The 24,670-nt window shown below is 61.3% G+C and carries 21 protein-coding genes; 10 read left to right on the top strand and 11 right to left on the bottom strand.

Features of this window, described 5'->3' with window-relative positions; translation table 11 throughout:
* The first annotated feature begins 46 nt into the window (after positions 1 to 46).
* The gene (locus tag ODJ80_RS08935) at positions 47 to 1,231 is read left to right on the top strand and encodes a cation diffusion facilitator family transporter (protein ID WP_263041804.1); all 1,185 of its coding nucleotides are present in this window, start codon (positions 47 to 49) and stop codon (positions 1,229 to 1,231) included.
* 59 nt (positions 1,232 to 1,290) lie between these two features.
* Here ODJ80_RS08935 and asnB (ODJ80_RS08930) read toward each other — a convergent pair whose 3' ends face one another.
* From asnB (ODJ80_RS08930) to ODJ80_RS08910, 5 genes are all read right to left on the bottom strand, one after another.
* Positions 1,291 to 3,147 (bottom strand): asparagine synthase (glutamine-hydrolyzing), encoded by a 1,857-nt coding sequence (gene asnB / locus ODJ80_RS08930; RefSeq protein WP_263041803.1) that lies wholly within the window; start codon positions 3,145 to 3,147, stop codon positions 1,291 to 1,293.
* Between the two features lie 22 nt (positions 3,148 to 3,169).
* Positions 3,170 to 3,886 carry an aspartate/glutamate racemase family protein gene (locus ODJ80_RS08925; RefSeq protein ID WP_263041802.1) on the bottom strand — a complete coding sequence of 239 codons (717 nt, stop codon included), beginning with the start codon at positions 3,884 to 3,886 and terminating at the stop codon, positions 3,170 to 3,172.
* Between the two features lie 292 nt (positions 3,887 to 4,178).
* Entirely contained in the window at positions 4,179 to 5,414 is a 1,236-nt protein-coding gene (locus ODJ80_RS08920) for a carboxylate--amine ligase (RefSeq protein WP_263041801.1), read from the bottom strand.
* 880 nt (positions 5,415 to 6,294) lie between these two features.
* A complete protein-coding gene (asnB, locus tag ODJ80_RS08915; RefSeq protein WP_263041800.1) occupies positions 6,295 to 8,145 on the bottom strand; it encodes an asparagine synthase (glutamine-hydrolyzing) in 1,851 nt (616 codons plus the stop codon).
* A gap of 350 nt (positions 8,146 to 8,495) precedes the next feature.
* Positions 8,496 to 9,188 (bottom strand): helix-turn-helix domain-containing protein, encoded by a 693-nt coding sequence (locus ODJ80_RS08910; RefSeq protein ID WP_263041799.1) that lies wholly within the window; start codon positions 9,186 to 9,188, stop codon positions 8,496 to 8,498.
* A gap of 202 nt (positions 9,189 to 9,390) precedes the next feature.
* Here ODJ80_RS08910 and ODJ80_RS08905 point away from each other — a divergent pair, with 202 nt between their 5' ends.
* On the top strand, positions 9,391 to 10,122 hold the full coding sequence (locus tag ODJ80_RS08905) for a histidine phosphatase family protein (RefSeq protein WP_263041798.1): 732 nt from the start codon (positions 9,391 to 9,393) through the stop codon (positions 10,120 to 10,122).
* Positions 10,123 to 10,461: 339 nt separating this feature from the next.
* A complete protein-coding gene (gene leuA / locus ODJ80_RS08900; protein WP_263041797.1) occupies positions 10,462 to 12,147 on the top strand; it encodes a 2-isopropylmalate synthase in 1,686 nt (561 codons plus the stop codon).
* Between the two features lie 81 nt (positions 12,148 to 12,228).
* On the opposite strand, the gene ODJ80_RS08895 is transcribed toward leuA, so the two are convergent.
* A complete protein-coding gene (locus tag ODJ80_RS08895) occupies positions 12,229 to 12,987 on the bottom strand; it encodes a DUF1624 domain-containing protein (RefSeq protein WP_263041796.1) in 759 nt (252 codons plus the stop codon).
* A complete protein-coding gene (locus ODJ80_RS08890) occupies positions 12,984 to 13,472 on the bottom strand; it encodes a deoxycytidylate deaminase (RefSeq protein WP_178864603.1) in 489 nt (162 codons plus the stop codon). Before ODJ80_RS08890 ends, ODJ80_RS08895 begins: the two co-directional genes overlap by 4 nt.
* 148 nt (positions 13,473 to 13,620) lie before the next feature.
* Here ODJ80_RS08890 and ODJ80_RS08885 point away from each other — a divergent pair, with 148 nt between their 5' ends.
* The 6 genes from ODJ80_RS08885 to ODJ80_RS08860 all read left to right on the top strand — a co-directional run bounded on the left by ODJ80_RS08885 (position 13,621) and on the right by ODJ80_RS08860 (position 18,553).
* Positions 13,621 to 15,720 carry a hypothetical protein gene (locus tag ODJ80_RS08885; protein WP_263041795.1) on the top strand — a complete coding sequence of 700 codons (2,100 nt, stop codon included), beginning with the start codon at positions 13,621 to 13,623 and terminating at the stop codon, positions 15,718 to 15,720.
* On the top strand, positions 15,713 to 16,609 hold the full coding sequence (gene rsmA / locus ODJ80_RS08880; RefSeq protein WP_263041794.1) for a 16S rRNA (adenine(1518)-N(6)/adenine(1519)-N(6))-dimethyltransferase RsmA: 897 nt from the start codon (positions 15,713 to 15,715) through the stop codon (positions 16,607 to 16,609). Before ODJ80_RS08885 ends, rsmA begins: the two co-directional genes overlap by 8 nt.
* Positions 16,610 to 16,649: 40 nt before the next feature.
* A complete protein-coding gene (locus tag ODJ80_RS08875; RefSeq protein ID WP_178864583.1) occupies positions 16,650 to 16,835 on the top strand; it encodes a hypothetical protein in 186 nt (61 codons plus the stop codon).
* 57 nt (positions 16,836 to 16,892) lie between these two features.
* Positions 16,893 to 17,477: a GNAT family N-acetyltransferase gene (locus tag ODJ80_RS08870; RefSeq protein ID WP_263041793.1), complete on the top strand. Its 585-nt coding sequence runs from the start codon at positions 16,893 to 16,895 to the stop codon at positions 17,475 to 17,477.
* Between the two features lie 145 nt (positions 17,478 to 17,622).
* Positions 17,623 to 18,282: a GOLPH3/VPS74 family protein gene (locus ODJ80_RS08865; protein ID WP_178864585.1), complete on the top strand. Its 660-nt coding sequence runs from the start codon at positions 17,623 to 17,625 to the stop codon at positions 18,280 to 18,282.
* A 7-nt stretch (positions 18,283 to 18,289) separates the two neighbouring features.
* Positions 18,290 to 18,553, top strand: coding sequence for a helix-turn-helix domain-containing protein (locus tag ODJ80_RS08860; RefSeq protein WP_178864586.1), 264 nt, complete (start codon positions 18,290 to 18,292; stop codon positions 18,551 to 18,553).
* Between the two features lie 279 nt (positions 18,554 to 18,832).
* On the opposite strand, the gene argS is transcribed toward ODJ80_RS08860, so the two are convergent.
* From argS to ODJ80_RS08840, 4 genes are all read right to left on the bottom strand, one after another.
* On the bottom strand, positions 18,833 to 20,524 hold the full coding sequence (argS, locus tag ODJ80_RS08855; RefSeq protein ID WP_263041792.1) for an arginine--tRNA ligase: 1,692 nt from the start codon (positions 20,522 to 20,524) through the stop codon (positions 18,833 to 18,835).
* A gap of 696 nt (positions 20,525 to 21,220) precedes the next feature.
* A complete protein-coding gene (locus tag ODJ80_RS08850; protein ID WP_178864588.1) occupies positions 21,221 to 21,664 on the bottom strand; it encodes a DUF1934 domain-containing protein in 444 nt (147 codons plus the stop codon).
* Positions 21,665 to 21,685: 21 nt separating this feature from the next.
* Positions 21,686 to 22,504: a glutamate racemase gene (gene murI / locus ODJ80_RS08845; RefSeq protein WP_178864589.1), complete on the bottom strand. Its 819-nt coding sequence runs from the start codon at positions 22,502 to 22,504 to the stop codon at positions 21,686 to 21,688.
* Positions 22,505 to 22,524: 20 nt separating this feature from the next.
* Positions 22,525 to 23,616 (bottom strand): D-alanine--D-alanine ligase family protein, encoded by a 1,092-nt coding sequence (locus ODJ80_RS08840; protein WP_263041791.1) that lies wholly within the window; start codon positions 23,614 to 23,616, stop codon positions 22,525 to 22,527.
* Positions 23,617 to 23,847: 231 nt separating this feature from the next.
* Here ODJ80_RS08840 and ODJ80_RS08835 point away from each other — a divergent pair, with 231 nt between their 5' ends.
* Entirely contained in the window at positions 23,848 to 24,654 is an 807-nt protein-coding gene (locus ODJ80_RS08835) for a DUF7674 family protein (protein ID WP_178864590.1), read from the top strand.
* Positions 24,655 to 24,670 lie beyond the last annotated feature (16 nt).

The following is a 24,670-nucleotide window of genomic DNA, read 5'->3' as shown; positions in this document are numbered from 1 at the left end:
GCGGTGTCCGGAAAAACGGATACTTAAACGGAAGGGAAGATCGCTGTTGTTTCAAAAGATTATGAAGGCCCTGGTTCCCGGCTATGGGGAACGGGATGAGCCTGCCGTGCGGGAGAAAAGCGGCCGTGTGGCAGGGGCTGTTGGCATTGCCACCAACCTGCTGCTGTTTGCCATCAAGCTGTTGGCAGGTTTTCTTTCTGGCAGCGTGGCGGTGATGGCAGACGCCGTGAACAACCTGACGGACTCCGGCTCCTCCATTGTGATGCTGGTGGGCTTTAAGCTGGCGGGCAAGCCGGCGGATGAAAAGCACCCCTTTGGGCACGCCCGCATAGAGTATTTATCCGGGGTGATCGTCTCCTTCATTGTCCTGTTTTTGGGACTGCAGCTGGGCATGACCTCGGTTCAGAAAATTCTGGCGCCCCAGCCCGCGGACTTCAGCGCCCTGGCTCTGGGGATCTTAGGGGTTTCGGTGCTCATCAAGCTGTGGCAGTGCTTTTTCTACCGCAGCGTGGGGAGGACCATCCACTCTGACACGGTGTTTGCCACCTCCAGCGACAGCCGCAACGACGCCATCGCCACCACGGTGGTGCTGCTGGGGGCCCTGATTACCCGGGCTACCAGCGTGAACCTGGACGGCGTTTTGGGCCTGGCCGTGGCGGTTTTTATCGTCGTCTCCGGCGTGAAGCTCATCATGGAGACGGGGGACCCCCTGTTGGGTGTGGCCCCCGACGCGGAGCTGGTGAAGAAGATCTATGAGAAAATCCTCTCTTACGAGGGCATCTTCGGCATCCACGATTTGACGGTGCACAACTATGGAGAGGGCAAGTGCTTTGCCTCCGTCCACTGCGAGGTGCCCGCGGAGAGGGACATCCTGATCAGCCACGACATTATTGACAACATTGAGCGGGATTTTGAAACCGAGCTGGGCATCCATCTGGTCATCCACCTGGACCCTGTGGTCACCGAGGACGAGCGCACCAACAAGCTGCGGGAGCAGGTCCGCTCCCTTCTCCGGGCCGTGGTGCCAGGGGCCTCCATGCACGACTTCCGGGTGGTGTGGGGCGTCACCCACTCCAACATCGTCTTTGACGTGGCGGTGCCCTTCTCCCTGCAAGAGAGCGACCAGCAGTTGAAGGCCCGCATTGACCAGGCCGTGCGCTCCCTGGACCCTTCCTACCGCACGGTGCTCATCATTGACCGGGAGTCCACCGTTAACGAGCTGGAAAGCTGAAAGACGCAAAAAGAAAGGCGCCGCCCTTGTGGGCGGTGCCTTTTGGTTTCTTTCCCTCTTCAATTCTTCACGAAGAACTGCTCATACCACACGATAAAGGAGTAGAAAGACCAGATTTTCTGCATGTTCTTGGCCTTGCCCTCTTTGTGGTCGTCCAGCAGCTTCATCAGTTCAGACGTGACGAAGAACTTCTCCGCAATGTCGCTTGTAAAGGCGGCCTTTACTTTGTTGTAGTACTTGTCCTCCATCAGCCAGTCGGACAAGGGCACCGGGAAGCCCAGCTTCTTCATCTTGGCGGTCTCCTCCGGCAGCTGCTTCAGGGCCGCGGCCCGCAGGGCCCGCTTGGTGGTTTCGCTTTGGCAGTCGGCCCGGTAGCGGCTGGGAATGCGGCAGGAGAGCTCCAGCATCTTCTTGTCCAGGAAGGGCACCCGCAGCTCCAAAGAGTTTGCCATGCTCATCCGGTCCGCTTTCAGCAGGATGTCGTAAATCATCCAGGTGTGCATGTCCACATACTGCAGCTGGGTGGGCTCGTCCAGCTGGGGCACCTCGTCGAAATAGCGCTTGCTGTACTCCTCCGGCAGCTTGGAGGTGATGGGCCGCTTCAAATATTTCTGGCGCTCCTTGGGGTCAGTGAACACATAGTTGGCCCGCATGAACCGCTGGTAGGGCTCCATTGCCCCCCGCACGATAAAGTGTTTGCCCTTAAACGCTGGCAGGCGCTTGGCCACGGCCCCGGCCAGCTTTCGCACCGGGCGGGGCACCTTCCGGGTGTACTGGGCAAAGTGGCCCCCCTGCAGGTACATGGGGTAGCCCCCGAACAGCTCGTCGGCCCCCTCGCCGGAGAGCACCACCTTCACATACTTCCGGGCGTTCTGGGCCAGGAAGTACAGGGGGATTTCCGAGGGGTTGGGCAGGGGCTCGTCCAGCATGTACTGGATCTCGGGCACCGCGTCGAAAAACTCATCGGCGCTGACCTTGTTGGAGATGTTCTCCACCCCAATGGTCTGAGAGAACTTCTGGGCGTAGGGCAGCTCGCTGTACTTCTCCTCGGTGTAGCCCACGGAGAAGGTCTTCACCTTTTCCGTGCCCTTGCTGATCTCCCGCACCACATAGCTGCTGTCCACCCCAGAGGACAGGAAGCACCCCACCTCCACGTCGGCAATCTGGTGCATGGCCACCGATTCCTCAAATTCCTTCTGGATCTGCTCCTCCCAGTACTCCAGGGGCTTGTCCTCCTCAATCTTGTACTGGATGCGGTAGTACCGCTCCACCGTCAGCTTGCCGTCCTTGTAGGTGAAGCAGTGGGCCCCCGGCAGCTTGTACACGTTTTTGAAGATGGTGCTCTCGTAGGGGATGTACTCATAGGAGAGGTACTCCGGAATCTTCTCCTCATCCAGCTCCTTCACAAAGCAGGGATGGGAGAGAAAGCTCTTAATCTCTGAGCCCACAAAGAACTGGTTCCCGTTTTTGTAGTAGTAGAAGGGCTTAATGCCGAAAATATCCCGGGCGCCGAAAAGCTCCTTCTTCTCCTTGTCCCAGATGACAAAGGCGAACATGCCCCGCAGCTTTTGCAGGATCTCCTTGCCATACTCCTCGTACCCGTGGAGGATGGTCTCCGAGTCGGTGCGGGTTTTGAACACATGGCCCTTTTTCAACAGGTCCTCCCGCAGGCTTTGAAAATTGTAGATCTCCCCGTTGAACACCAGCACCTTGGTGCCGTCCTCGTTGAGGATGGGCTGGCGGCCGCCCTCCAGGTCGATGATGGAAAGCCGCCGGAACCCCAGGGAAATCCCCTCGTCCACATAGTAGTCCGCGTCGTCCGGCCCCCGGTGGATAATCCGGTCCGCCATTGCCCGCACCACGTTTTCAGGGCTTCCCACCTCGGGTGTATTCAGAAATCCCACAAATCCACACATGGGCAACGTCCTCCTTTTTTGATTATGAGATCAATGCTTCAAATTCCGGCTTCAGGGGCGCCCCGCAGGCCTGCACACACCGTTTGGAGAGCACCTCCAGGGCGTCTAAGTAGCCGTGGCCCAGGGGCGTGTCCTTCTTCACCAGAGAGAGCTCGGTGCAGCCCAGGATGACGCTGTCGCAGCCCTGGTCGAAGAGCTCCTCGCTGGCCCGCTGGAACTTGCCCATATTGGGCTGGCGCCCCGCCTTGATGTCCTCGTAGATCAGGGACATGATGAGCTCCTGCCCGTGCTGGCTGGGCACGGCCCACCCCAGGCCCTGCTTTTCCAAAGCCCCCTGAAAGAGCCCGGTGCGCACGGTGCCGGTGGTGGCCAGAATCCCGGCCTTGCGTTTGCCGGCGGCTTGCAGCTCCTTGGCGGTCTCCTCCACCATGTGGAGGAAGGGCACCTTCACACAGCCCGCCAGCTCCTGGTAAAAGTAATGAGAGGTGACGCAGGGCGCGCACAGCACCCCGCAGCCCAGGTTTTCCAGGGCGTGGGCCATGCCCTCCAGCACCGGCAGGGGAGAGGGGTTCGCCTCATCCAGGATAAAGGCGGTGCGGTCCGGCACCTGGGGGTTGTTCAGCACAACGGCGCCCAGGTGTTCCTGGTCCGTTTTCGCGGCAGTCATCTGGATGATGAGCTCCAGCAGGTAGGCGGTGGCCATTGGCCCCATGCCTCCGATGATGCCCAGTGTTTTCATAGCATTCCTCCCAGTTGGGGACATCCGTCCCCCGTATTTGCTGGCGCTTAGGAGGGCAGGGGCGCTGCCCCTTGCAACCCCGGAAGGTCTTGGGGTTGTCTCGGCTGCCGCCTCGGTCAGCCGCTAGGCAACGTCCCACCGGGACGTAGCGGCCCCCAAACCCCACAAGTTTTTTGAAAAAAACTTGACTAAAAACTTTTACTTGCCTACGGCGCGGACGTGCGCTGGCTGTCAGCACAGGCGCGGCCGTAGCCGCCGCCCCATAGCGCGAATTGTCCTGTCCGGTCACGGACTAGTCTCGAAGGCCCTTGTTTCCAAAGTAGCGCTTATACTTCTCGAAATAGTGGAACTGGTTCTTCTTGTAGTGCACCCAGCGCTTGAGGGACCGGTCCCCCTCGTAGTAGTAAGAGTGGCACACCTTTCCCGCCTTGATAAGGGCCCGGGCCTCCGCCTTGGCGCTCTCGCTCTTCACATACTGGAAGATGATCTTCTCCGGGATGATGGTCCACAGCACCTTGTTGGTGGCCACGGTGCAGGGCATGTCCTTGTGGTAGATCACGTCGTCCACCAGCCACTTGGCCAGGTTGTACCCGGCGGCGGTGACGTAGTAGCTGCTGCGGCCCTGGCGCAGGTTCATCTCAAACAGCTTGTAGGTGCCGTCCCGCTGGTCGTACTTCATGTCGAAGTTGGCAAAGCCCACATAGCCAATGCCCTCTAAAAAGTTTTTCATCCGCTGGTTCAGCTTCTCGTCGTAGCCGTTGATGATGGCCGCGTAGCTGCCGATGCCCTCGGGAGAGTGCTCCTCCAGCAGGGCGTTGCCCAGGGCGATGAGCTTTACCTTCCCATCCCGGCCGCAGTAGCAGTTCATCACCCGCATGTTGCTGTCGTCCCCGGGGATGTACTCCTGCAAGATCAGGTGGTCCTTGTAGCTGGAGCCGTAGATGGCCTCCAGAATGGCGTCGTACTCCTGCTTGTTCTGGGCCACAAACACCTTCTTCTTGTGGGGGAAGCGGCAGTTCCAATAGGCCACCGAGTTGGAGGGCTTGATGATGACCGGGAAGTCGAAGGGCAGCTCCACGGTCTTGTAGTTCTCATAGGAGCAGGTGGTGGTCTTGGGGAAGGCGAAGCCGTGCTCGGTGCACACCTGGTAGAAGCTCTCCTTGATGGAGAGGCGCATCAGCAGCTCCTCGCTGATGCACTCGAACACATAGGCGCCCCGCAGTTTCTCCTGGTTGCGCACCAGCAGCTTGATGTAGTTGTCCCCGCAGGGCACCAGCAGCAGTTTTTTGCCGCTGCCTTCATAGCGCTTTGCGAAGTCCAGCAGGGTTTTGACGAACACCTGGTCGTCCTCCAGGTTGGGCTCCACCACCTCTACAGTGACGATCTTGCTGGCGGTGCAGGGGCCTAAAATGCCCTTGCCGATGGCCACGGACTTGACGCCATACTCCTGGTGGAAGGAGCGGGCCATGCCGTATACGTTGATATCGCTGCCCAGCAGGACAGGCTGAAACTGGATTTCCTGGTTCATGGTACATCCCTCTTACAGTGATAGAAATGATAGGATAAAGGAGAGCGGCGCGTTCTGTGCGCTCCCTACTTGAGATCCAAAAGTGTACAAGTATCGAAAAAAGCCAGTGTTTATGCGGCTTTCCATTGTTGTCGGGGTGTACAAGTATCCCCCGTTCTTGTACGCTTTCCCTTATTCTTGTACACCTGTACAACAATGAAAACCCCAGTGTTTATGCGGGTTTGCGCCATTGTTGTACACTTTCTTATTCCAAGCCCTGGGGTCCGTGGCCGCCCAGTGCCTGGGCACTCAAGTCGCGGCGGGTGACCCCGCGGGACAAGACGCGAACGGCGCTTAAAGGCGCCGGAGCTGGCTGAGAGCCGCTAACTGGAAAGCCCGCGCCCAGGTTAGGTGGAGAAACGTAAAAGTTTCGTCCACCTTTTCAAAGGTGGTAGGGGTGCGGGGGCGACGCCCCTGCGGCCTTAGTCGCCTTCGGCAAACGCAGGAAGGGGTTAGAGAAAGGGCCCAGTGGGCCGTTTCTCAGGGGGAACCCTCGTCGGGGGTTCCCCCTTGGAAATGTGCTAAGGCACATTTCCAGAAAGGTTACCACCAGTCTCTCCTGAAACCCGCCCCAAGCGCCCGCCGCCCTTTGGCGGAAGCGGCGGCGGTGTTTCAAAGCTGGGTGCCACCGCGACCGCTCCAGCGGCTATCGCCTGCGTTCTCGGCTGCCGCCTCGGTCGGCGCTGAACGGTGCCCACCGGGCACCAGCGCCGTGCGCCGCTGCCGCTGCTCTTCTCTATGCGCTGCGCGCTCTTTAAGGTCGCAGCCTTTTGAAAAAGGCTGCACCGAAAACTTTTTCCCGCCTCCGGGCCTTTGGCCCTGCGGCGCGCACGCAGAGACTTTACGCCGCTTCGCGGGGGGATTCGCTGAAAAATTGCTTATACCAGATCAAAAAGGCGTACACAGTCCACACCCGGCGGCTGTTGTCCGCCTTGCCGTTTTTGTGGTCGTCCAGCAGCTTTACCAGCTTCTCCGTGTGGAAGAACTTCTGGGCGTTCTCTCCCAAAAACTCCTCCTTGACGATGTTGTAGTACTTGTCCTCTTTCAGCCACACCCGGGTGGGCACCGGGAAGCCCAGCTTCTTTTTGCCCGCCCATTTCTCGGGCATGCGGCGCAGGGCAGCCTTGCGCATGGCGTACTTGGTGTTCTCCTGGTTGACCCGGTACTTCAGGGGGATGCGCCCCGCCAGCGCCATAATCTTCTTGTCCAGGAAGGGCACCCGCAGCTCCAAAGAGTTTGCCATGCTCATCTTGTCGGCTTTTAAGAGGATGTCCCCCACCATCCACATGTTCAGGTCCACAAACTGCATTTTAGTCACGGGGTCCTTGTCCGCCACCATGTCATAGTAGGGCTTGCACAAGTCCTCCGGGGCGGGGGCCCCGGCCGGATGCTTCAAAATGGCGCGGCGCTCCTTCTGGGTGAACATGTAGGCGTTGCCGATGAACCGCTCTTCCAGCCGCTTGCCCCGGCGCACCAGGAAGTTGAGGCCCCGGTGGGCGGGCAGCGCCCCGGCGATCTTGCCGATAAGCTTGCGGATGGGGAAGGGGATCTTGTCGTACCACTGCATCTCCAGGGGCTCTTTGTAGATGTTGTACCCGCCGAAGATCTCGTCCGCCCCCTCGCCAGAGAGCACCACCTTCAGGTGCTGGGCGGCGGTGTTGCACACAAAGTACAGGGCCACCGCAGAGGGGTCCGCCAGGGGCTCGTCCATGTGGTATTGGATTTTGGGGAAGGTGCCCCAGAACTCCTCTGGGGTGATGATGTGGCTGATGTTCTTCACCGGGATCTGCTCGGAGAGCTCTTGGGCGTAGCTGATCTCGTTGTACTTGGTGCCGTTGTCAAAGCCCACGGTGAAGGTCTTGTCCACATGGGCCGAGCAGGCCACATAGCTGCTGTCCACCCCGGAGGACAGGAAGGAGCCCACCTCCACGTCAGAGATCTTGTGGGCCTCCACGCTGTCATCAAAGGTTTTTTCAATCTCGTCCACCCAGTAGTCCAGGCTCTTGTCCTCCTCCGCCTGAAAGGTGGGCAGCCAATAGCGGGTGATCTCCATTTTCCCGCCCTTGTAGCGGAACCAGTGGGCGGGGGGCATCTTGTACACGTTTTTAAAGAAGGTCTCCGGCCCGGGGGAGTACTGGAAGGAGAGGTAGCTCTCCAGCGCCTTCTCATTGAGTTCTTTCTGAAAGTGTGGGTGGTGCAGAAAGCTCTTGATCTCCGAGCCGAACATCAGGGTTTGGCCCATCTTGGCGTAGTACAGGGGCTTAATGCCGAAAAAATCCCGGGCGCCGAAAAGCTCCCGTTTCTCCTTGTCCCAGATGACAAAGGCGAACATGCCCCGCAGCTTGTTCAGCAGCCCGGTGCCGTATTCCTCATACCCGTGCAGCAGCACCTCCGAGTCGGTGGCGGTTTTAAACACATGGCCCGCTGCCAGCAGGTCCTTTTTGATCTCTTGAAAATTGTAGATCTCCCCGTTAAAGGTGAGCACCTTGCTCCCGTCCTCGTTGAGGATGGGCTGGCGGCCGCCCTCCAGGTCGATGATGGAAAGCCGCCGGAACCCCAGGGAGATGGTGCCGTCCATATAGTAATCCGCGTCATCGGGGCCGCGGTGGCGAATGGCGTCTGTCATCGAGCGCAGCACCCCGGCATCCTGCTGGGTATCGCCGCCGTCGATAAAGCCAACGAATCCACACATGGTGAAGATACCTGCCTTTCTCTCGTGTGTCTTTCAGAGAGGGACGCCCTTTCCCGCAGGTGTCGCCTTCTCCCGGTCAGCCGCGGGCGGGCGCCCGCAGCTATTCATTCTATTATTCTACCACAGAACGGTGGAAAATGACAAATACTATTTCACTTTTTCCCCTCCTGCCAGCTTTGCCCTTTGCGGCTTTCCCTTTTTGTGGATTTTTTCTCCCTGGCCAGAAGGGCGGCTGCGAAAAAACGGCAAGCCCCCTGGCAGAGGGTTTGCCGCTTTTCAAAATGTATAAAGTTGCAAAGAATATACCATATGGCAAAGGGTGCGCCGCCCAAGCCTTTCCCGCAGGGCTTTTAAGGCTCTTTCAGGGTAGAGAGCTCTTGTTCTATGCTGCGCACCAGCTCCAGCAGGGCCGGGGCGTATTGGGGGGCCGCGCTTTGCAGCCTGGCCGGCGTGATGGCAGGCAGCTGCTCCTGCTGAAGGCCCTGGGCGTTTTCCAGGTTGCCGCCCTCCAGCAGATAGCGGGACTTGGCCTCGGACAGGGTCATGTGGGCGTCCGCCTGGGCGGAATAAAGCCGCTGGTCCAAGAAGAAAGCCTCTTGGGGGTTCTTGCCCCGGGCAGAGTAGAGCAGCCGGAACATCTTGTACACGGCGCAGGAAAAATAGGAGGAAACCTGCCGTGTCAGCCCCTCGCTATTGATTTTTTTCAAAATACCAAATACAATATTGAGAGAGCCCACCAGCAGCCTGCGCTGCGTCTCTGCCGTAGAGCTGCCGCCCCGAACCCCTACCCCACCCTCTCTGGGGGGACTGGCGGGGGTGGGTGCGGCCCCCCGGTGGGAGGTGCGCCCCAGCAGGTAGTCGCAGGAAACGCCGTAATACTCCGCGGCCCGGAGCAAAAAGTCCAGCCCGCACTCTCGAATGCCTTTTTCATAGTGGGAGAGAAGCGCTTGCGAAACCTTCAGGTCCGTTGCCGCCTGTTTCTGGCTGAGGCCCCGTTCCTTCCGCAGCAGTGTCAAAAGCCGTGGGAAATCGTTGTTCGCCATTCAGAACACCTCCATCCTCGCCGGGAAAGCCCAAATCCCTTTCCCGTGCCCTCAAATAAGACGAAAATGGAAACGGATATCCAGAATATCTATTATAATTATACAGTGCGCCGCGGAAAAGTAAATACCATAGAAGAAATAAAGGCAAAGAAACATGTAGAAAAATAGCCCGCTTTTTTGGCTGGGCCAGGGAGGACAGCTTATGCAGTCATATGTGATCCATCTCATCCGCAACATGCCCTGCGAGGGCAACCTGGAGGGCCGCTATATCGGCCGCACCGAATCGCCCTTGGCGGCCTCGTCCATCCAGGACCTGCTGGAGCTGAAGCGCCGCTACCGCTACCCCTCGGCCGGGGCCTTTTACGCCAGCCCCTCCACCCGCTGCGTGGACACCTTGAAGCTGCTCTATCCCGCGGCGGACCCAGAGGTCATTCTGGAGATGGCCGAGTGCGACTTTGGCGACTGGGAGAACAAAACGGCCCAAGAGCTGCAAGCCGACCCCCGGTTCCTCTCCTGGATGGAGCAGGGGGGCCAGGCCGCCCCGCCCAACGGGGAGAGCGGGCTGGTCTTTTTGCAGCGGGTGTGCCGGGGCTTTGAGACCCTGGTGCAGAACCTGATGGCCACCGGGGGGACAGAGGCGGTGCTGTGCACCCACGCCGGGGTTATCACGGGGCTGCTTTCCGCCTATGGGCTGCCCCGCGCCCAGCCCTATGAGTGGATGTGCCAGCCTGGCTGCGGCTATTCGGTGCGCATTACCCCCAGCCTGTGGATGCGCTCGATGGTGATGGAGGTCTACCAAACCCTGCCCCAGGGGGAGGAGGGCCAGCGCCCCGACCATCTGGTGGTGGATATCGCCCGGGAGGCCGCCGGCCGGGCCTGGGGCGAAAAGACGGCCCCGAAGGGGACGGGGGAAGAAGGGGAAACTCAGGCTTGACAAAGGGGGGCTTCCCGTCCTATAATGCCATCAAAGAGCAAAGACTGTGAAGGGAATAAGACGGCGGGGCGCCGCACAGAGAGCCTGCGGCAGGTGGAAGCGGGCGGGCCCCCGCCGGGATAGCTCATCCTGGAGTTGCCTCCTCCGAAGCAGGGTAGGGGAGGACGTGCGGCGGCGTTATACGCTGGGCCCTTTGCGCAGGGCCCCTAAGGGAGCGGGCGGGCCCGCTCTGAACACGGGTGGTACCGCGAAAACAATTCGCCCCGGACATGGCATGGCCGTGTCCGGGGTTTTTTCACGGGCAAAGGGAAAAATGTGGTTGGAAAGGACAGACCTGATATGAATGAAGGGTATCGAAAGTACAGGGCTTTTGCGCCCATCCATCTGCCGGACAGGACGTGGCCGGAAAAGACCCTCCGAAAAGCGCCCACCTGGTGCAGCGTGGACCTGCGGGACGGCAACCAGGCCCTGGTCACCCCCATGAATCCGGCGCAGAAGGTGGAGTTCTTCCGCATGCTTACGGCAGTGGGCTTTAAAGAGATCGAGGTGGGCTTTCCCGCCTCTTCTGAGACGGAGTACGCCCTTTTGCGCACCCTCATCGAGGGGGAGCTCATCCCGGAGGACGTGACCATCCAGGTGCTGGTCCAGGCCCGGGAGCATTTGATCCGACGCACCTTCCAGGCCATCCGGGGCGCCAAGAATGTCATCGTCCACTTCTACAACTCCACCTCCACCCTCCAGCGGAAGGTGGTCTTTGAGACGGACATGCAGGGGGTCATCGACATCGCCGTAGAGGGGGCCCGCCTCATCCGCTCCCTGACGGAGGAGCTGCTGCGGGACCAGCCCGAGACCCGCATCCGCTATGAGTATTCCCCCGAGAGCTTTTCCGGCACAGAGGTGGAGAACTCCGTGCTCATCTGCGACCAGGTGCTGGAGGCCCTGGGGGCTTCTCCGGAAAACAAAGCCATCATCAACCTGCCCAACACGGTGGAGCTGTGCACCCCCAACACCTATGCCGACCAGGTGGAATATGTCTGCCGCAATCTGCGCCACCGGGACAGCGCCGTCATCAGCATCCACCCCCACAACGACCGGGGAACGGCCATTGCCGCCACAGAGCTGGGGCTGATGGCCGGGGCCCAGCGGGTGGAGGGCACCCTCTTTGGCAACGGGGAGCGCACCGGCAACGTGGACATCATGGTGCTGGCCATGAACCTCTATTCCCAGGGGGTGGACTCCCGCCTGGATTTTTCCCACATGAACCACATCAAAAAGGTCTATGAGGAGTGCACCCAGATGGCAGTGGGGCCCCGCCATCCCTACGCCGGGGAGCTGGTGTTCACAGCTTTCTCCGGCTCTCACCAGGACGCCATCAACAAGGGGATTCGCTATAGGGAGGAGCACAACCTGCCCACTTGGGAGGTGCCCTACCTGCCCATCGACCCGGCGGATCTGGGCAGGCAGTATGAGCCCATTGTGCGCATCAACAGCCAGTCGGGCAAGGGCGGGGCCGCCTTTGTGATGAGCCAGTTCTTTGGCTACCAGCTGCCCCGGGCCATGCACCCGGAGTTCGGCGCCCTGGTGAAGGCCGCCTGCGAGCGGGCCGGGCGGGAGCTCTCCCCCCAGGAGGTGTTCGCCATCTTCCAGCGGGAGTACCTGGAGATTCTCCACCCCTACCACCTGCTCACCTACCGGATTTTCGAGGAGAATGCCGGGCAGGGCCAGGTGATGGTGGACTTTGAGGGCGTCATCCGCACCCACCGGGTGAATAAGGAAGTGATGGGCCGGGGCAACGGCCCCATCGACGCCTTCTTCAACGCCCTGCGGGCCTTGGGGCTGACGGAATACGAGTTTGTCTCCTACAGCGAGCACGCGGTGGCCACCGGCGCCGATTCCAAGGCGGTCAGCTATATCCAGCTCCGCCGCGGGGACGAGACGTTTTTTGGCGTGGGCATGGACAGCAACATCGGCATTGCTTCCATCAAGGGGATTCTCTGCGCCATCAACCGGGACACGGTGCGCTGACCCGCGGCCCCGAAAGCCGCCACAGGAAAAGAAAGCGGGCATCCCGCCAGGGGATGCCCGTTTTTATGCAGGGGGGAGAGGCTAACCTGCCAGCTGGCCCACCGCCAGAAAGACCCCCATCAGCACCGGCTGGTGGGCCAGGTAGATAATGAGGCTGTGGCGGCCCAGAAAGCTCAGGGGGCGCACGCCGGACGCCAGCCGTTCCTTGGCCCGCTCGCTTTGGGAGAGAAGCCCCCACAGGAAGTACCCGGCGCAGAACAGGAAGAACCAGGGCAGCAGGGGAAAGTAATCCGTGCTCCAAAAGCCGGGGGAGGGGAACCCCGCCACGGCAAAAAGGTCCGTGGCGTACAGCCACTCCGGCAAGGGGCAGAGCACCAGCCCCTCAAATCCCAAGCTGCCCCGGGAGACGTTTTTCGTCAGGGCAAAGAGAAGCAGGGCCCCCCCAAGCCCCGCCCAGGCAGGGATTTTGCGGAACAGCTTGTCCAGGGGGATGAGCAGCAGGGCAGAGAGCCCCAGCAGGTTCAGCACCCCGTAGAGGATGCGCTGGCTGGGCATCACCAGCCAGGTGATGAGGCTGATGGCCGCCCCGCAGCCCACCAGCAGCAGCCCCCGCTTCACATGGTGGCGGGAGAGCTGCCAGCACATGCCGGAGAGCAGGATGAAGGTCCAGCAGATGCTCTGCTGCCAGATGTATCCCGGCAGCCCTGTGTACCAGGCGCTGGGCAGCCCAAAGATGTCCACCAGGTCGTACATGCCGTGGTAGGCCACCATGCTGAGGATGCAGACCCCCCGCACCGTGTCCAGCAGGCCGTAGTGGGGGCGATTCCCTTTCGGACTCAATAGCCCAGCACCCCTTTCAGGCTCTCGTCATCGGCCACCCACTGGTTCACGCCGATGACCCGGTAACGGTCTTTGTCATCCCGGACGATCACCCGTTCGATCCCCGCGTTGATCACCATGCGCTTGCACATGGAGCAGCACATAGCGTCCTTTACATACTCCCCGGTGGAGACCTCTTTTCCCACCAGGTACAGGGTGGCGCCGATCATGTCCCGGCGGGAGGCGCAGATGATGGCGTTGGCCTCCGCGTGGACTGAGCGGCACAGCTCATAGCGCTCCCCCCGGGGGATGCCCAGCTTGCTGCGCAGGCAGTACCCCAGGTCCGAGCAGTTCTGCCGTCCCCGGGGGGCCCCCACATAGCCGGTGGAGATGACCTCGTCGTTCTTTACAATGACTGCGCCGTAGAGCTTTCGCAGGCAGGTGCCCCGCTGGCTGACTGCCTCCGCCAAATCCAGATAGTAATTTACCTTGTCCCGCCGCTGCATGTCCATTCCCCTTTCCTTTTTCCTGCTATTATACTCTCCCCAGGTTGGTTTGGCAAGGGCAGGAGCCTCCCCCTGAAGGGGCCCGCGCTTTACATTTCTTTGGGAACATGGTAGAATCGTCCTTAGTTCACCGGAGGGGGGGAAGCTTATGGAGGGCTCACTGCCGGGGGCGCTTTTGGCCCTGGCCTATTTTGGCGTGTTCCAGCTCTGCGGCCTGTGCCTGGCCCGGCTGGCCCTGCCCCGGGAAAGCGCCGGGGTCCGGCTGCTGCTGGGCAGCGTGTGGGGAAGCCTGTGCCTGCAGTGGTTCCCCGTGCTGTTTGCCTTTCCGCTGGGCTTTGCCCCGGCGGCCCACCTGGGGGCCCTGGCGCTGGCCCTGCTCTGCGCAGGCGCGGCCCTGTGGAAGGGCCGTGGCCGCCCTGGCGTCCGCCAAGCCCTCTCCGCCTTTGGCAGGAGGAAATTCCTCTGGGTGGTGCTGGGAGTGTGGGGGTTCTTCTGCTTTCTGGTGTGGCATTCCTTCCGCTGGCAGGATGGCGCGGTCTATTCCAGCCAGGCCACCTACGGGGACATGAGCATGCACCTGAGCTTCCTCACCAGCCTGGCAAACCAGGGGGACTTCCCCCCGGATTACTCCCTGCTGCCCGGCGCGCGGCTCTCCTATCCTTTTCTGTCGGACAGCATCTCCGCCAGCCTGTACCTGCTGGGGGCGCCCCTGTGGTTTGCCTACCAGCTTCCCATGTGGGCGGCGGGGGCCCAGGTGCTTTTTGGAATTTACGCCTTTTTCGCCCGGATGGCCCCTGAAAAGGGCCGTGCCGCCCTGGCCTGGATGTTCTTTGTGTGCAACGGGGGCTTTGGCTTCCTGTATTTCCTGGGCGGCGGCTGGGAGAACTTCACCCGCATCTTCACCGCCTTTTACGAGACCCCCACCAACCTCATCGGGGAGAACATCCGCTGGGTCAACGTGCTGGTGGACATGATGCTCCCCCAGCGGGCCACCCTGTTTGGCTGGGCGGTGCTTTTTCCGGCCCTGTACCTGCTGCACCGGGCTGCCTTTGGCCGAGAGCCCCGGTGTTTCCTGCTGGTGGGGCTCATGGCGGGGGCCATGCCCATGGTGCACACCCACTCCTTCCTGGCTCTGGGGGTCATCTGCGGGGGCTGGCTGCTGACATTCCTTCTGCGCCGCCTTTCCTGGGAGAAATGGGCCGCCTGGCTGGGCAAGTTCCTCCTGCTGGCAGGGCTTGGGGCCCTGTCCGTGGGGAAAGAGTTCTTCCGTGGGAGGGAGGATTCCCCCGTGTTTTTGTGGGCGGCCTGCGGGGTGCTGCTACTCTTTCTGGCAACGGTGGGCTTTCTCACCGGGGAGGTGCTCCGGCGGCAGCGGGCATGGCGGGCCCTTCTCCCCTGGGGCGCGCTGCTGGCGGCGGCCCTGGTGCCGGCCCTGCCCCAGCTGTTCTACTGGACCTTCCAGCAGGCGGGGGCGGGGGGCTTCCTCCAGGGGCACCTGGGCTGGGTCATTGGGCAGGACGGCTACCTGCCCTTCTACCTGAAAAATGTGGGGCTGGTGGCTGTGCTGGCCATAGGGGGCCTGCTGGCTGCCAAGGGCCGGGAGTTTTCCCTGTATGTGCCGGGGCTGCTCCTCTGGCTGCTGGCAGAGCTGGTGGTGTTCCAGCCCAATGAGTACGACAACAACAAGCTGCTCTACCCGGCCTTTGCCTTCCTTTGCTGCGCGGCCTCCCAGTGTGCCGGGCGGCTGCTCCAGTGGGTGCGGGGCCGCCGCCTTCGGGCGGGGGCTGCCGCCGGGATGCTGGCGGTGACCTCCCTCTCTGCGGCGCTGACCATGGGCCGGGAGGCCGTGGCCAGCTATGAGCTCTTCGGCTCCGGGGCCCTTGCCCTTTCCCAATGGGTGGAGGAGAATACAGAGCCCCAGGCGGTGTTCCTGACGGACACCCGCCACAACAACGAGGTGGCCTCCCTGGCGGGGCGCAACGTGGTGTGCGGTTCCCCTTCCTACCTCTTCTACCACGGCCTGCCCTACGACAAGAGCCAGCGGGCCGTCCAGATCATCTATGAGCATCCAGCGGACGCCCAGCCCCTGCTGGAGGACTTTGGGGTGGACTACATCCTGGTCAGCGACTTTGAGCGGAGCTCGTATCCGGTGGATGAAGCCGCCCTGGATTCTCTCTACCCCCGGGTCTATGATGACGGCGTCCGGGTGGTGTACCAAGTGACAGACAAGGAGGATGACCATGAGTAAAAGCAGCCTTTCCGACCCCGGCCATATCAAAGAGGTGCTCGCCCGCCACGGGTTCCACTTTTCCAAGGCTCTGGGGCAGAATTTCCTCATCAACCCCGGGGTGTGCCCCCGCATGGCCGCCGAGTGCGGCGCCCAAGCGTGCAAAGGCGTTATCGAGGTGGGGCCGGGCATTGGCGTGCTCACCTGGGAGCTCTCTCAAGTGGCCCAAAAGGTCTGCGCCATCGAGCTGGACTCCCGGCTGTTCCCCGTGCTGGAGGAGACCCTGGCGGGCCGGGACAATGTAAAGCTCGTTCCCGGTGACGTGATGAAGCTGGATTTGAACCAGCTCATCCGGCAGGAGTTTGGCGGCGGGCCGGTGTGCGTGTGCGCCAACCTGCCCTATTACATCACCTCCCCGGTGATCCTGCGCCTGCTGGAGGAGGGGCTGCCCCTCACCTCCATCACAGTGATGGTGCAAAAGGAGGCTGCCCAGCGGCTGTGCGCCGCCCCCGGGGAGCGGGAGTGCGGGGCCGTGAGCGTGGCGGTGCATTACCGCAGCCAGCCCAAGCTCCTGTTCCAAGTGGGGCGGGGCAGCTTTCTGCCGCCCCCCAAGGTGGATTCCGCCGTCCTCCGGCTGGACCTGCGCCAGGAGCCCCCGGTCTCCGTAGCGGACGAGGACTGGTTTTTCCGGGTCTCCCGGGCCGCCTTTGCCCAGCGGCGGAAGACGGCGGCCAATTCCCTCTCCGCCACTCTGGGGCTCCCCAAGCCCCAGGTGGAACAGGCCCTGGCGGCCGCCGGGGCGCCGGAGAACGTCCGGGCCGAGCGCCTAACCCTGGAGCAGCTGGCAGCCCTTGCCAACGCCCTGCTGGGGGAAGGGGCTTGCAAGAAAGGGACAATGGGGGTACAATAAGGGAAAACCCCTGTGGGAGGCTGAGAAAGGAAGAATTGCCATGACCGAAGTGGAACGGAAATTTTACCGGCTGCTGTTGGCGGCTGATGCGGCGGCAATTATCATCAGCATGGTGGCAGGACCTCTGCAGCACACGGCAATGGCCATTGGCGCAGCGGTAAGCGCGGGGCTGATCTCTGTGTGTCTGGTGGCCTATGGCCTGTATTTTTGGCCCTTTAAAAAGTGATCCCGCACCCTTGCCGCTGCGGGGCCGCCTGATTTTTTCTGGAAAGAAGGAATTCCCATGCCATCGCCCATCCGGCTGGCCCGCGAGGAGGATGTCCCCGCGCTGCTGGACATCTACGCCCCCTATGTGACGGGTACGACAGCCTCTTTTGAATACCAGGTTCCCAGCTGTGAGGAGTTTGCCCGGCGGCTGAGGGAGGTCTCTGCCTGTTACCCCTACCTGGTCTGGGAGGAGCAGGGGGGCCTGCTGGGCTATGCCTATGCCCATGCCTATGCCGCCCGCCCCGCCTACCAGTGGAGCGCCGAGCTGACTGTCTACCTCCGCCAGGAGGCGGCCCGCCAGGGGTTGGGCTCCCGGCTGTACGGCGCCTTGTTCGACTTGCTGCGGCTTCAGGGGGTGCGCACAGTGTACGGCTGCGTCACCGCAGAGAACGCCCCCAGTGTGGCTTTCCACCAGGCCCTGGGCTTCCGGGAGGCTGGGCGCTTTGCCAAGGTGGGCTATAAGCACGGCCGTTGGCTGGATGTGCTCTGGCTGGAAAAGCCCATCGCTCCCCACGGGGAGCCCCAGCCCCTGGTGCCCTTCCCCCAGGTGGAAGAAGAGGCCGCCGCCCAGGTGCTCCATCACTGGGGAGCAGTCCATTGAGATACGAAAACCAAGCCGGGCTTTGCCCGGCTTTTTCCATTTTCTGGGAAACCCCTGTTGACAAACGCTGCGCCATCCAGTACACTATAAATCGTAAGTAGTAAGTAATAAGTGATAAGTAGCCAGTGGAAAAGGAGAATCCGCCATGCAAGACCTGTCCATCACCCAAGAGTACTACATCTGCGCTGTCAACGAGAAGGGCCGCATTTCCGATTTCAGCACCGAGCGCCTGGTGTGCTTTGTGGCCGCCGGCCTTTTGGATTTGCAGCTGGAGGGCTGCCTCTCTCTGGATAAGAAGAACGTCACTGTCACCGGGCCTCTTCCGGCGGGCCGGGCTTACCTGAAGCCCCTGTATGAGTTCCTGGCGGAGAAGGGAACCATGAAGCCGGAAAAGGTGATGGAGGCCTACACCTACTCCCTCTCTGACAAGCACATCGACGCCTTGATGGGCTCTGTGGGAACCTCTCTGGAGGAGATGGGCTTGGCCCAGGCAGTGAAGGCCGGGCTCTTCGGCAGCAAGACCGCCTTCGCCCCCAGTAAGGAGGCCATCAACCGGGTGGTGGATATGGTGCGCTCCGAGCTGCTGGAGGACGGCACGGTCACCGATGAGGTGGCCGCCCTCACCGCCCTGCTGGACAAAAGCGGCTGCCTGAAGGAGTATTTCTCCAAGTTCGAGCAGAAGGAGATCAAGCAGCGGCTGAAAGAGATCGCCGCCTCACCCAATGGCCGCCTGGTGGGAGAGATGGTGGAGTATATCTACAACATGATTGCCACCATGACGGTCCTCACCACCATGATGCACTGAGGTTCCCGTGGCAAGGCAGAGAAGCCTGGAGGTCATCCGCCAGGCGGAGTATGTGACGATCGGCGAACTGGTGCGCCTGACAGACGTGCGTTACAGCACGCTGAAATTTTACACCGAAGAGGGCATGCTGCCCTTTGAGCAGGCCGGGGAGAACCTGACCCGCCGCTACCGCCGGGAGGAAAGCCTGGCCCGCATTGCCCGCATCCGCCAGCTGCGCAAAGAGGGCAAGTCCGTGCCGGAGATAAAAGCGCTGCTGGGGCAGGAGCTGTAGGCCCAGCTTTCCCATAGAATAGATGGCAGTAAAAAAAGCATCCAGGCGGTTTTGCTTGGATGCTTTTTCTAGTATAGGTTTGCGGGGGATTCCCCGAGGAATGACCAAGGCCGGGAAGGTCACAGCAAAGCCAGCGGCGCGGACGCGCTTTTTCCTCTCGATCAAGCGCGAGCGCAAGCCGCCGCTCCAGGGTGCGAATCGTCCAGTCCGGTCACGGACCGCGAATCGCTCAGCGGGAGCACCCGCCGCGAATTGAGAGCGGAGGCACTCCGCCCGCTTTTACATGCTCTCCGGCGCCGTCACCTTGAACAGCTCCAGGCCGTTTTCCAGCACGGTGCGGGTGGCAGTGCACAGGTACAGCCGGGCGGCCTGCAAAGCCTCGTCGCTGCCCTTCACGCGGCAGGCGTTGTAGAACTTGTGGAACAGGGTGGACAGGTTCATCACATAGCGGGTGATCTTAGAGGGGTCCATACCCTTGGCAGCGGCCTGCACTTCGCCGGTGTAGCTGGACAGGTGGCGGATCAGCTCCAGCTCCTCGGGTGCCGTCAGGAGGGAGAGCTCCTGCGCGCCGCACTCCCGGGGCTGAATGCCGTCGGCGGCCAGGTTCTTCAAAATGGAGCAGATGCGGGCGTGGGCGTACTGCACGTAGTACACCGGGTTCTGGCTGTCCTGCTGCACAGCCAGGTCCAGGTCAAAGTCAATGCGGGTGTTGGCCTCGTAAGAGTTGAACAGGAACCGGGCGGCGTCCACCGGCACCTCGTCCAGCAGCGTCACCAGGGTAATGGCCTTGCCGCTGCGCTTGGATGCTTTGACGATCTCCCCGTCCCGCACCAGGCGCACCATCTGCATCAGCACCACCTGGAGCTTGTCCGCATCCACCCCCAGCGCGGTGAGGGCGGCCTTCAGCCGGGGCACATAGCCGTGGTGGTCAGCCCCCAGCACGTCAATGGCCAGGTCAAAGCCACGGGTCACCAGCTTGCCGTAGTGATAGGCAATGTCCGGCACCACATAGGTGGGCACCCCGTTCCCGCGCACCAGCACGAAGTCCTCGCTGCCGTAGGCTTCCCCGTGGAACCAGGTGGCCCCCTCTTTCTCATAGGTGGCGCCCTTCTCTTTCAGCAGTTCCACCACCCGGCCCACAGCGCCGTTCTCGTGAAGGCTGGACTCTTTGAACCAGTTGTCGTACTCCACCCGGTAGCGGGCCAGGTCATCGTGGAGGCCCTGGATGTTCTTGGGCAGGGCGTAGGCCACCAGGGCAGCCCGGCGCTCTTCCTCACTGGCCTGTACATACTTGTCCCCGTATTCCTGGGCGAAGTTTTTGGCGTGGGCAATGATGTCCTCGCCCTTGTAGCCGTCCTCGGGGAAGGGCACGGCCTCCTCGCCCTTGTACAGCTGCAGGTACCGGGCTTCCAGAGAGGCGCCAAACTTGTTCACTTGGTTGCCCGCGTCGTTGATGTAGAACTCCCGTTCTACCTGGTAGCCCGCGGCGTCCAGCACCGAGGCCAGGGCGTCCCCCAGCACGCCGCCCCGGGCGTTGCCGATGTGCATGGGCCCAGTGGGGTTGGCAGAGACAAACTCCACCAGCACCCGTTTGCCCTGGCCGTAATCCGAGCGGCCGTAATCGTCGCCCAGCCGGTGGATGTCCTGGAGCACCTCCCCGTAGAAGCGGGGCTCATAGGTGAAGTTGAGAAAGCCCGGCCCGGCAATCTCGCACTTGTCAAAATAAGTGCCGGAAAGATCCAGGTTTTCCTGAATGGCCTGGGCGATCTTCACAGGGGCCATGCGGAAGGTGCGGGCCCCCGCCATGGCGGCATTGCAGGACCAATCCCCGTGGGAACGGTCGGCGGGCACCTCCAGGGCAATAGAGGGCAGGGGGGCCTGGGGCAGCCGGCCCGCGTCGATGGCCGCCTGGATGGCCTGTTCCAAAGCCTGACGCAGCTGGGCGGTGGCGGTGCTGACAAGTTTAGACATGAGAGTTCATCCTTTCGTAAAAACTGGGATAGGCTGGGATAAAGAGTAGAATTGTTGCATGGATACTGAGCGAAGCGAGCGTAAAAGTTTTGCCAGCTTTTTCAAAAGCTGCGGGGGGTGGGGCGCAGTTTGCCAGTGGCAAACGCCCTGCGCCGACCGAACCGGCAGGTGAGACCAGCGCCCCACGGTCTTGCCCTTACTGGGCGTCAGCCTGAAAAGAAACCAGCGACCGGGGCGCACGCGCCCGTAAGGGCGATAGCCACAGGAGCGGCCGGTGAGGCTGGCAACTTGCCCTCTCCGTCCTCGCTAACGCGAGTCCACTCTCGCCTGCCGGCTCGGTCAAGCGCTGAACGGTGCCCACTGGGCACCAGCGCCCCCCAAAGGGGGAGGCGAGACTTGGCTCTCCCTTCGGGAGAGCTGGCACGGCGGCAGCCGTGACTGAGAGGGCCAACCCAAAGTTGCCCTAGGGCCGAAAATGAAAAAGTGGTAAAGTACTTCAAAAAGCTAGGAAATATGCGGGTTTTGTTCTATACCAGGGTGGTAAAGTACTTGCCCGGTGGTAAAGTACTCAGCCAGAAAAGGAAGTACTTTACCAGGGTGGTAAAGTTCAAACCCCGCAGAAACACTGGGTTTTTCCTGTACTTTACCACTTTTGGATTTCAAGTGGGGGACTGAAATCAATCCCAGGCGCGCTCCTCAAAGGGCGGCGGTGCTTTGGCCCCGGGGCTTTACTTCCACGGTGATTTCGTTGCTGCTGGACAGGTTGGAGTCGATGTCCAGGGTATATTTGATGTCCACCCGGCCGCCCCGCTCCCCCAGGGAGGAGGTCAGGTCGCTGGTGAACACCCCGACAGACAGGGTGCCGTAGCCCGTGTCATACAGGCAAAGGTGGCGCCGGCCCTCTTCTAAAATCAGCCGGGTGGAAGAGCCAGAACGCATCATGGTCACCTTGCCGGGCTCCACCTTTAAAACAGAGGTGTAGCTGACCTTGGGGTCATCCGTGTCGTACTCCTTATAGGCGATGAACCGGGTCCCGCCCCGCTGGGTATAGGACCCGGTGGTGTTCAGGGTGATCTCGCCGGTTTCTTCCTCATAGGCCTGCCGGCCAATGATGTTGATGTCATAATCGTCCTTTAGCATTCCCAGTTCCCTCTTTCCTTCTCAGGCGGGGTCGCCCTCAATGTCAATGCGCTGGGTGCGCCCCTCTACGCTGTGGCCCAGGAACAGCTCGGCCACGTTCATAAAGTTCTCCGGCGTGTCGGTGACAAAGTACCGCACCTGCCGGGGGGCGCCCGGCTCGCACAGCAGGTCCCGGTCCTTCAGGGCCTGGGCCATGGCCAGGGCGGCTTCCCGGCCGCTGTCAATGAGGGTGACCCCCCTGCCCATCACGCTGCCAATGGTAGGGGCAATGATGGGGTAGTGGGTGCAGCCCAGGATCAGGGTGTCCACCCCGGCGGCCCGCACAGGGGCCAGGTAGCGCTCTGCCACCAGCCGGGTCACCTCGTCCTGAGGGGCCACAAAGCCGGACTCCACCAATGAGACAAACAGGGGGCAAGCCTGGGGGAACACCTGCAGCTTGTGGTTGAGGCGCAGCAGGGCGCTGCGGTAGGAGTCGCTGTGGATGGTGGCCGCCGTGCCGATCACGCCGATTTTCCCATTCTTTGTGGCAGCCGCCGCCGCCTGGGCGCTGGGGCGGATGACGTCAATGTAGGGCACGGAAAGGGCCTCTCCCACGCTGCGGGCCACAGAGCTCACCGTGCCGCAGGCAGCCAGCACCGCCTTTACGTTTTGAGAGAGGAGAAAGTCCATGTCCTGGCGGGCATAGCGCAGAATGGTCTCCTTCCCCCGAGAGCCATAGGGCACCCGGCCGGTGTCGCCAAAGTAAATGATGCTCTCGCCGGGCAGCAGCTTTTCCAGCTGCTTAACGGCGGTCAGGCCCCCCAGGCCAGAGTCGAACACGCCGATGGGGCGGTTATCCATGGGTGGTCACCTTCCTTTTCTCAGGGTCTTTCCTGCCCGGCCTTCTGAAAGGCCAGGTCGATGAGCTTATCCAGCAGTTCCCCATAGGTCAGGCCCATGGCCATCCACAGCTTAGGATACATGCTGATGGAGGTAAAGCCCGGCAAGGTGTTAAGTTCGTTCAAGACCACCCGGTGGTCCCCTTCTGTGACAAAGAAATCCACCCGGGTCAGGCCAGAGCAGCCCAGCAGCCGGTAAGCCCGCACAGCGGTCCGGCGGATCTTCTCCGCCACCTCCTGGTCCAGCCGGGCGGGGATGTACAGCTGGCTGGTGCCGTTGACATACTTGTCGTCATAGTCGTAAAACTGGGCAGAGGCGCCAATCTCCCCCACAATAGAGGCTTGGGCGTCCCGGTTGCCCAGCACGGCGCACTCCACCTCTTGGCCGCGGATGCCCTCTTCCACGATGACTTTTTTGTCCTCTCGGGCGGCCTTGCGGATGGCCTCGTCCAGGTCCTCGTAACGCTCTACCTTGCTGACCCCCACGGAGGAGCCGGCGTTGGCGGGCTTGACGAACACGGGGAAATCCAGTCTTGCCTTTATCTTTTTCTTAATGGTGTCCGGGGCCGCGTCAAAACGGTCGGCATAGAACCACAGATAGTGGGCCTGCTCAATGTCCGCCGCGGAAAGCAGGGTGTGGGTCACCGCCTTATCCATGCAGATGGCGGAGGATTCGGTGTCACAGCCCACATAAGGGATCTGAGAGAGCTGGAACAGCCCCTGTATGGTGCCGTCCTCCCCGTTTTTCCCGTGCAGGGCGGGGAAGATCACGTCCAGCCGCAGGGTTTCTGCTTTTCCATCCCGAAGCACCACCAGCCCATGGACCGTGGGGTCCGGGGAGAGAAAGGCGGGAGCCACTGGCCCCTGCTCCCAGGCGCCAGAGAGGATGTCCTTTACCTCTCCGGTGTAGAGCAGCCATTGGCCCTTCTTGGTAATGCCCACCATGTGTACATCGTATTGCTCAGGAGAAAGGTTCTCCAAAATGGAAGTGGCCGACATCCGGGAGACCTCATGCTCTGAGGAAACGCCCCCGAAGATCACGGCCAGGCTCAGCTTGCTGTGGTTCATCGCCATCACACCCCAATTCTAAGCTTCTGCCGCCACAGCGGGAAAGGCTTCCCCGCTTTTCCGGCAGGGCCCGCCTGTTCTGAAAATGGCGGGCAGACTCGATTCAATATTATACTATGCCCCGGTGGATTTCGCAACTCCTTTCCGGGGGTTTTCCGGCTGCGGGGAAAAAATAGATAGACTTTTTTTCGCGCCCATGCTATACTGATAGCCAAACGAAATACTCGCCATGGCGATATGTTGGAGTGGATCATTTTGAATTTTGATGCCTTTGAACTGATAGAGAAGGGCCTGCAGGAGGAGCTTGCGAAGCAGGGCTTTAGCGAGGCCGTCCCCCTGGAGGACCCCGCCGGCCGGGCGGTGATGTTTACCACAGAGGATGTGGCCTACAGTCTGCTGTACGAGCGGGCCCACCAGCGCTTCCAGCTGCGCTCTACCACCCTGAAGGAGGGCGGCGAGCCCGGGGATTGGCGCGGCCTTTCCCTTTGGCTTTTTGATGAGCGGGAGGGCACGCGGGCCGACGCGGAGAGCATTCTCAATGACTTTTTAGAGGTGGTGCAGGGCCCCAAGCGCGTGGCGCTGGTGCAGCAGAAGCACCGCAGCAAGAAGGACGGGGACCGGGTGGTGGACCCGCTGTTCTTTATGAACCGGCTGGTGAACATTTTCCCCGAGCTGAAGGATGAGCTCAATGAGGAGAAGATCGTCTATGGGCAGGTGCGGTTCGCAACCTTTATCAAAGCCCATGTGGTGCCCCGCTGCGAGGACCTGGCCCAGAAGTACCCCAACAGCGACCCCATGAAAAAGCTGTGCTCCCTGCTGGATGACATGTACGCAAACGGCGATTTGGATACCCGCTCCCTGGCGGCGATCACCCTGCTCAATTCCCTCTCGGACAGCGCTTTCCAGGCTGTGCAGGAGCGCCTGGGGGAAGAGCTGCAGAAGAGCACCAAATACAGCCGCCGCCTGAAGGGGAAGAAGATCAAGCCCGAAAAGAAAAAGAAGAAAAAGAAAGTTGTGGCAAAGCCCTTGGACAACAAGCACTAAGCCTTGCCATGTTCCG

The organism is Acutalibacter sp. LFL-21, from assembly GCF_025630755.1.
Classification (GTDB): domain Bacteria; phylum Bacillota; class Clostridia; order Oscillospirales; family Acutalibacteraceae; genus Acutalibacter; species Acutalibacter stercoravium.
The sequence above is the reverse complement of the archived record's forward strand: the minus strand, read 5'-3'. Positions and strand labels throughout refer to the sequence as shown.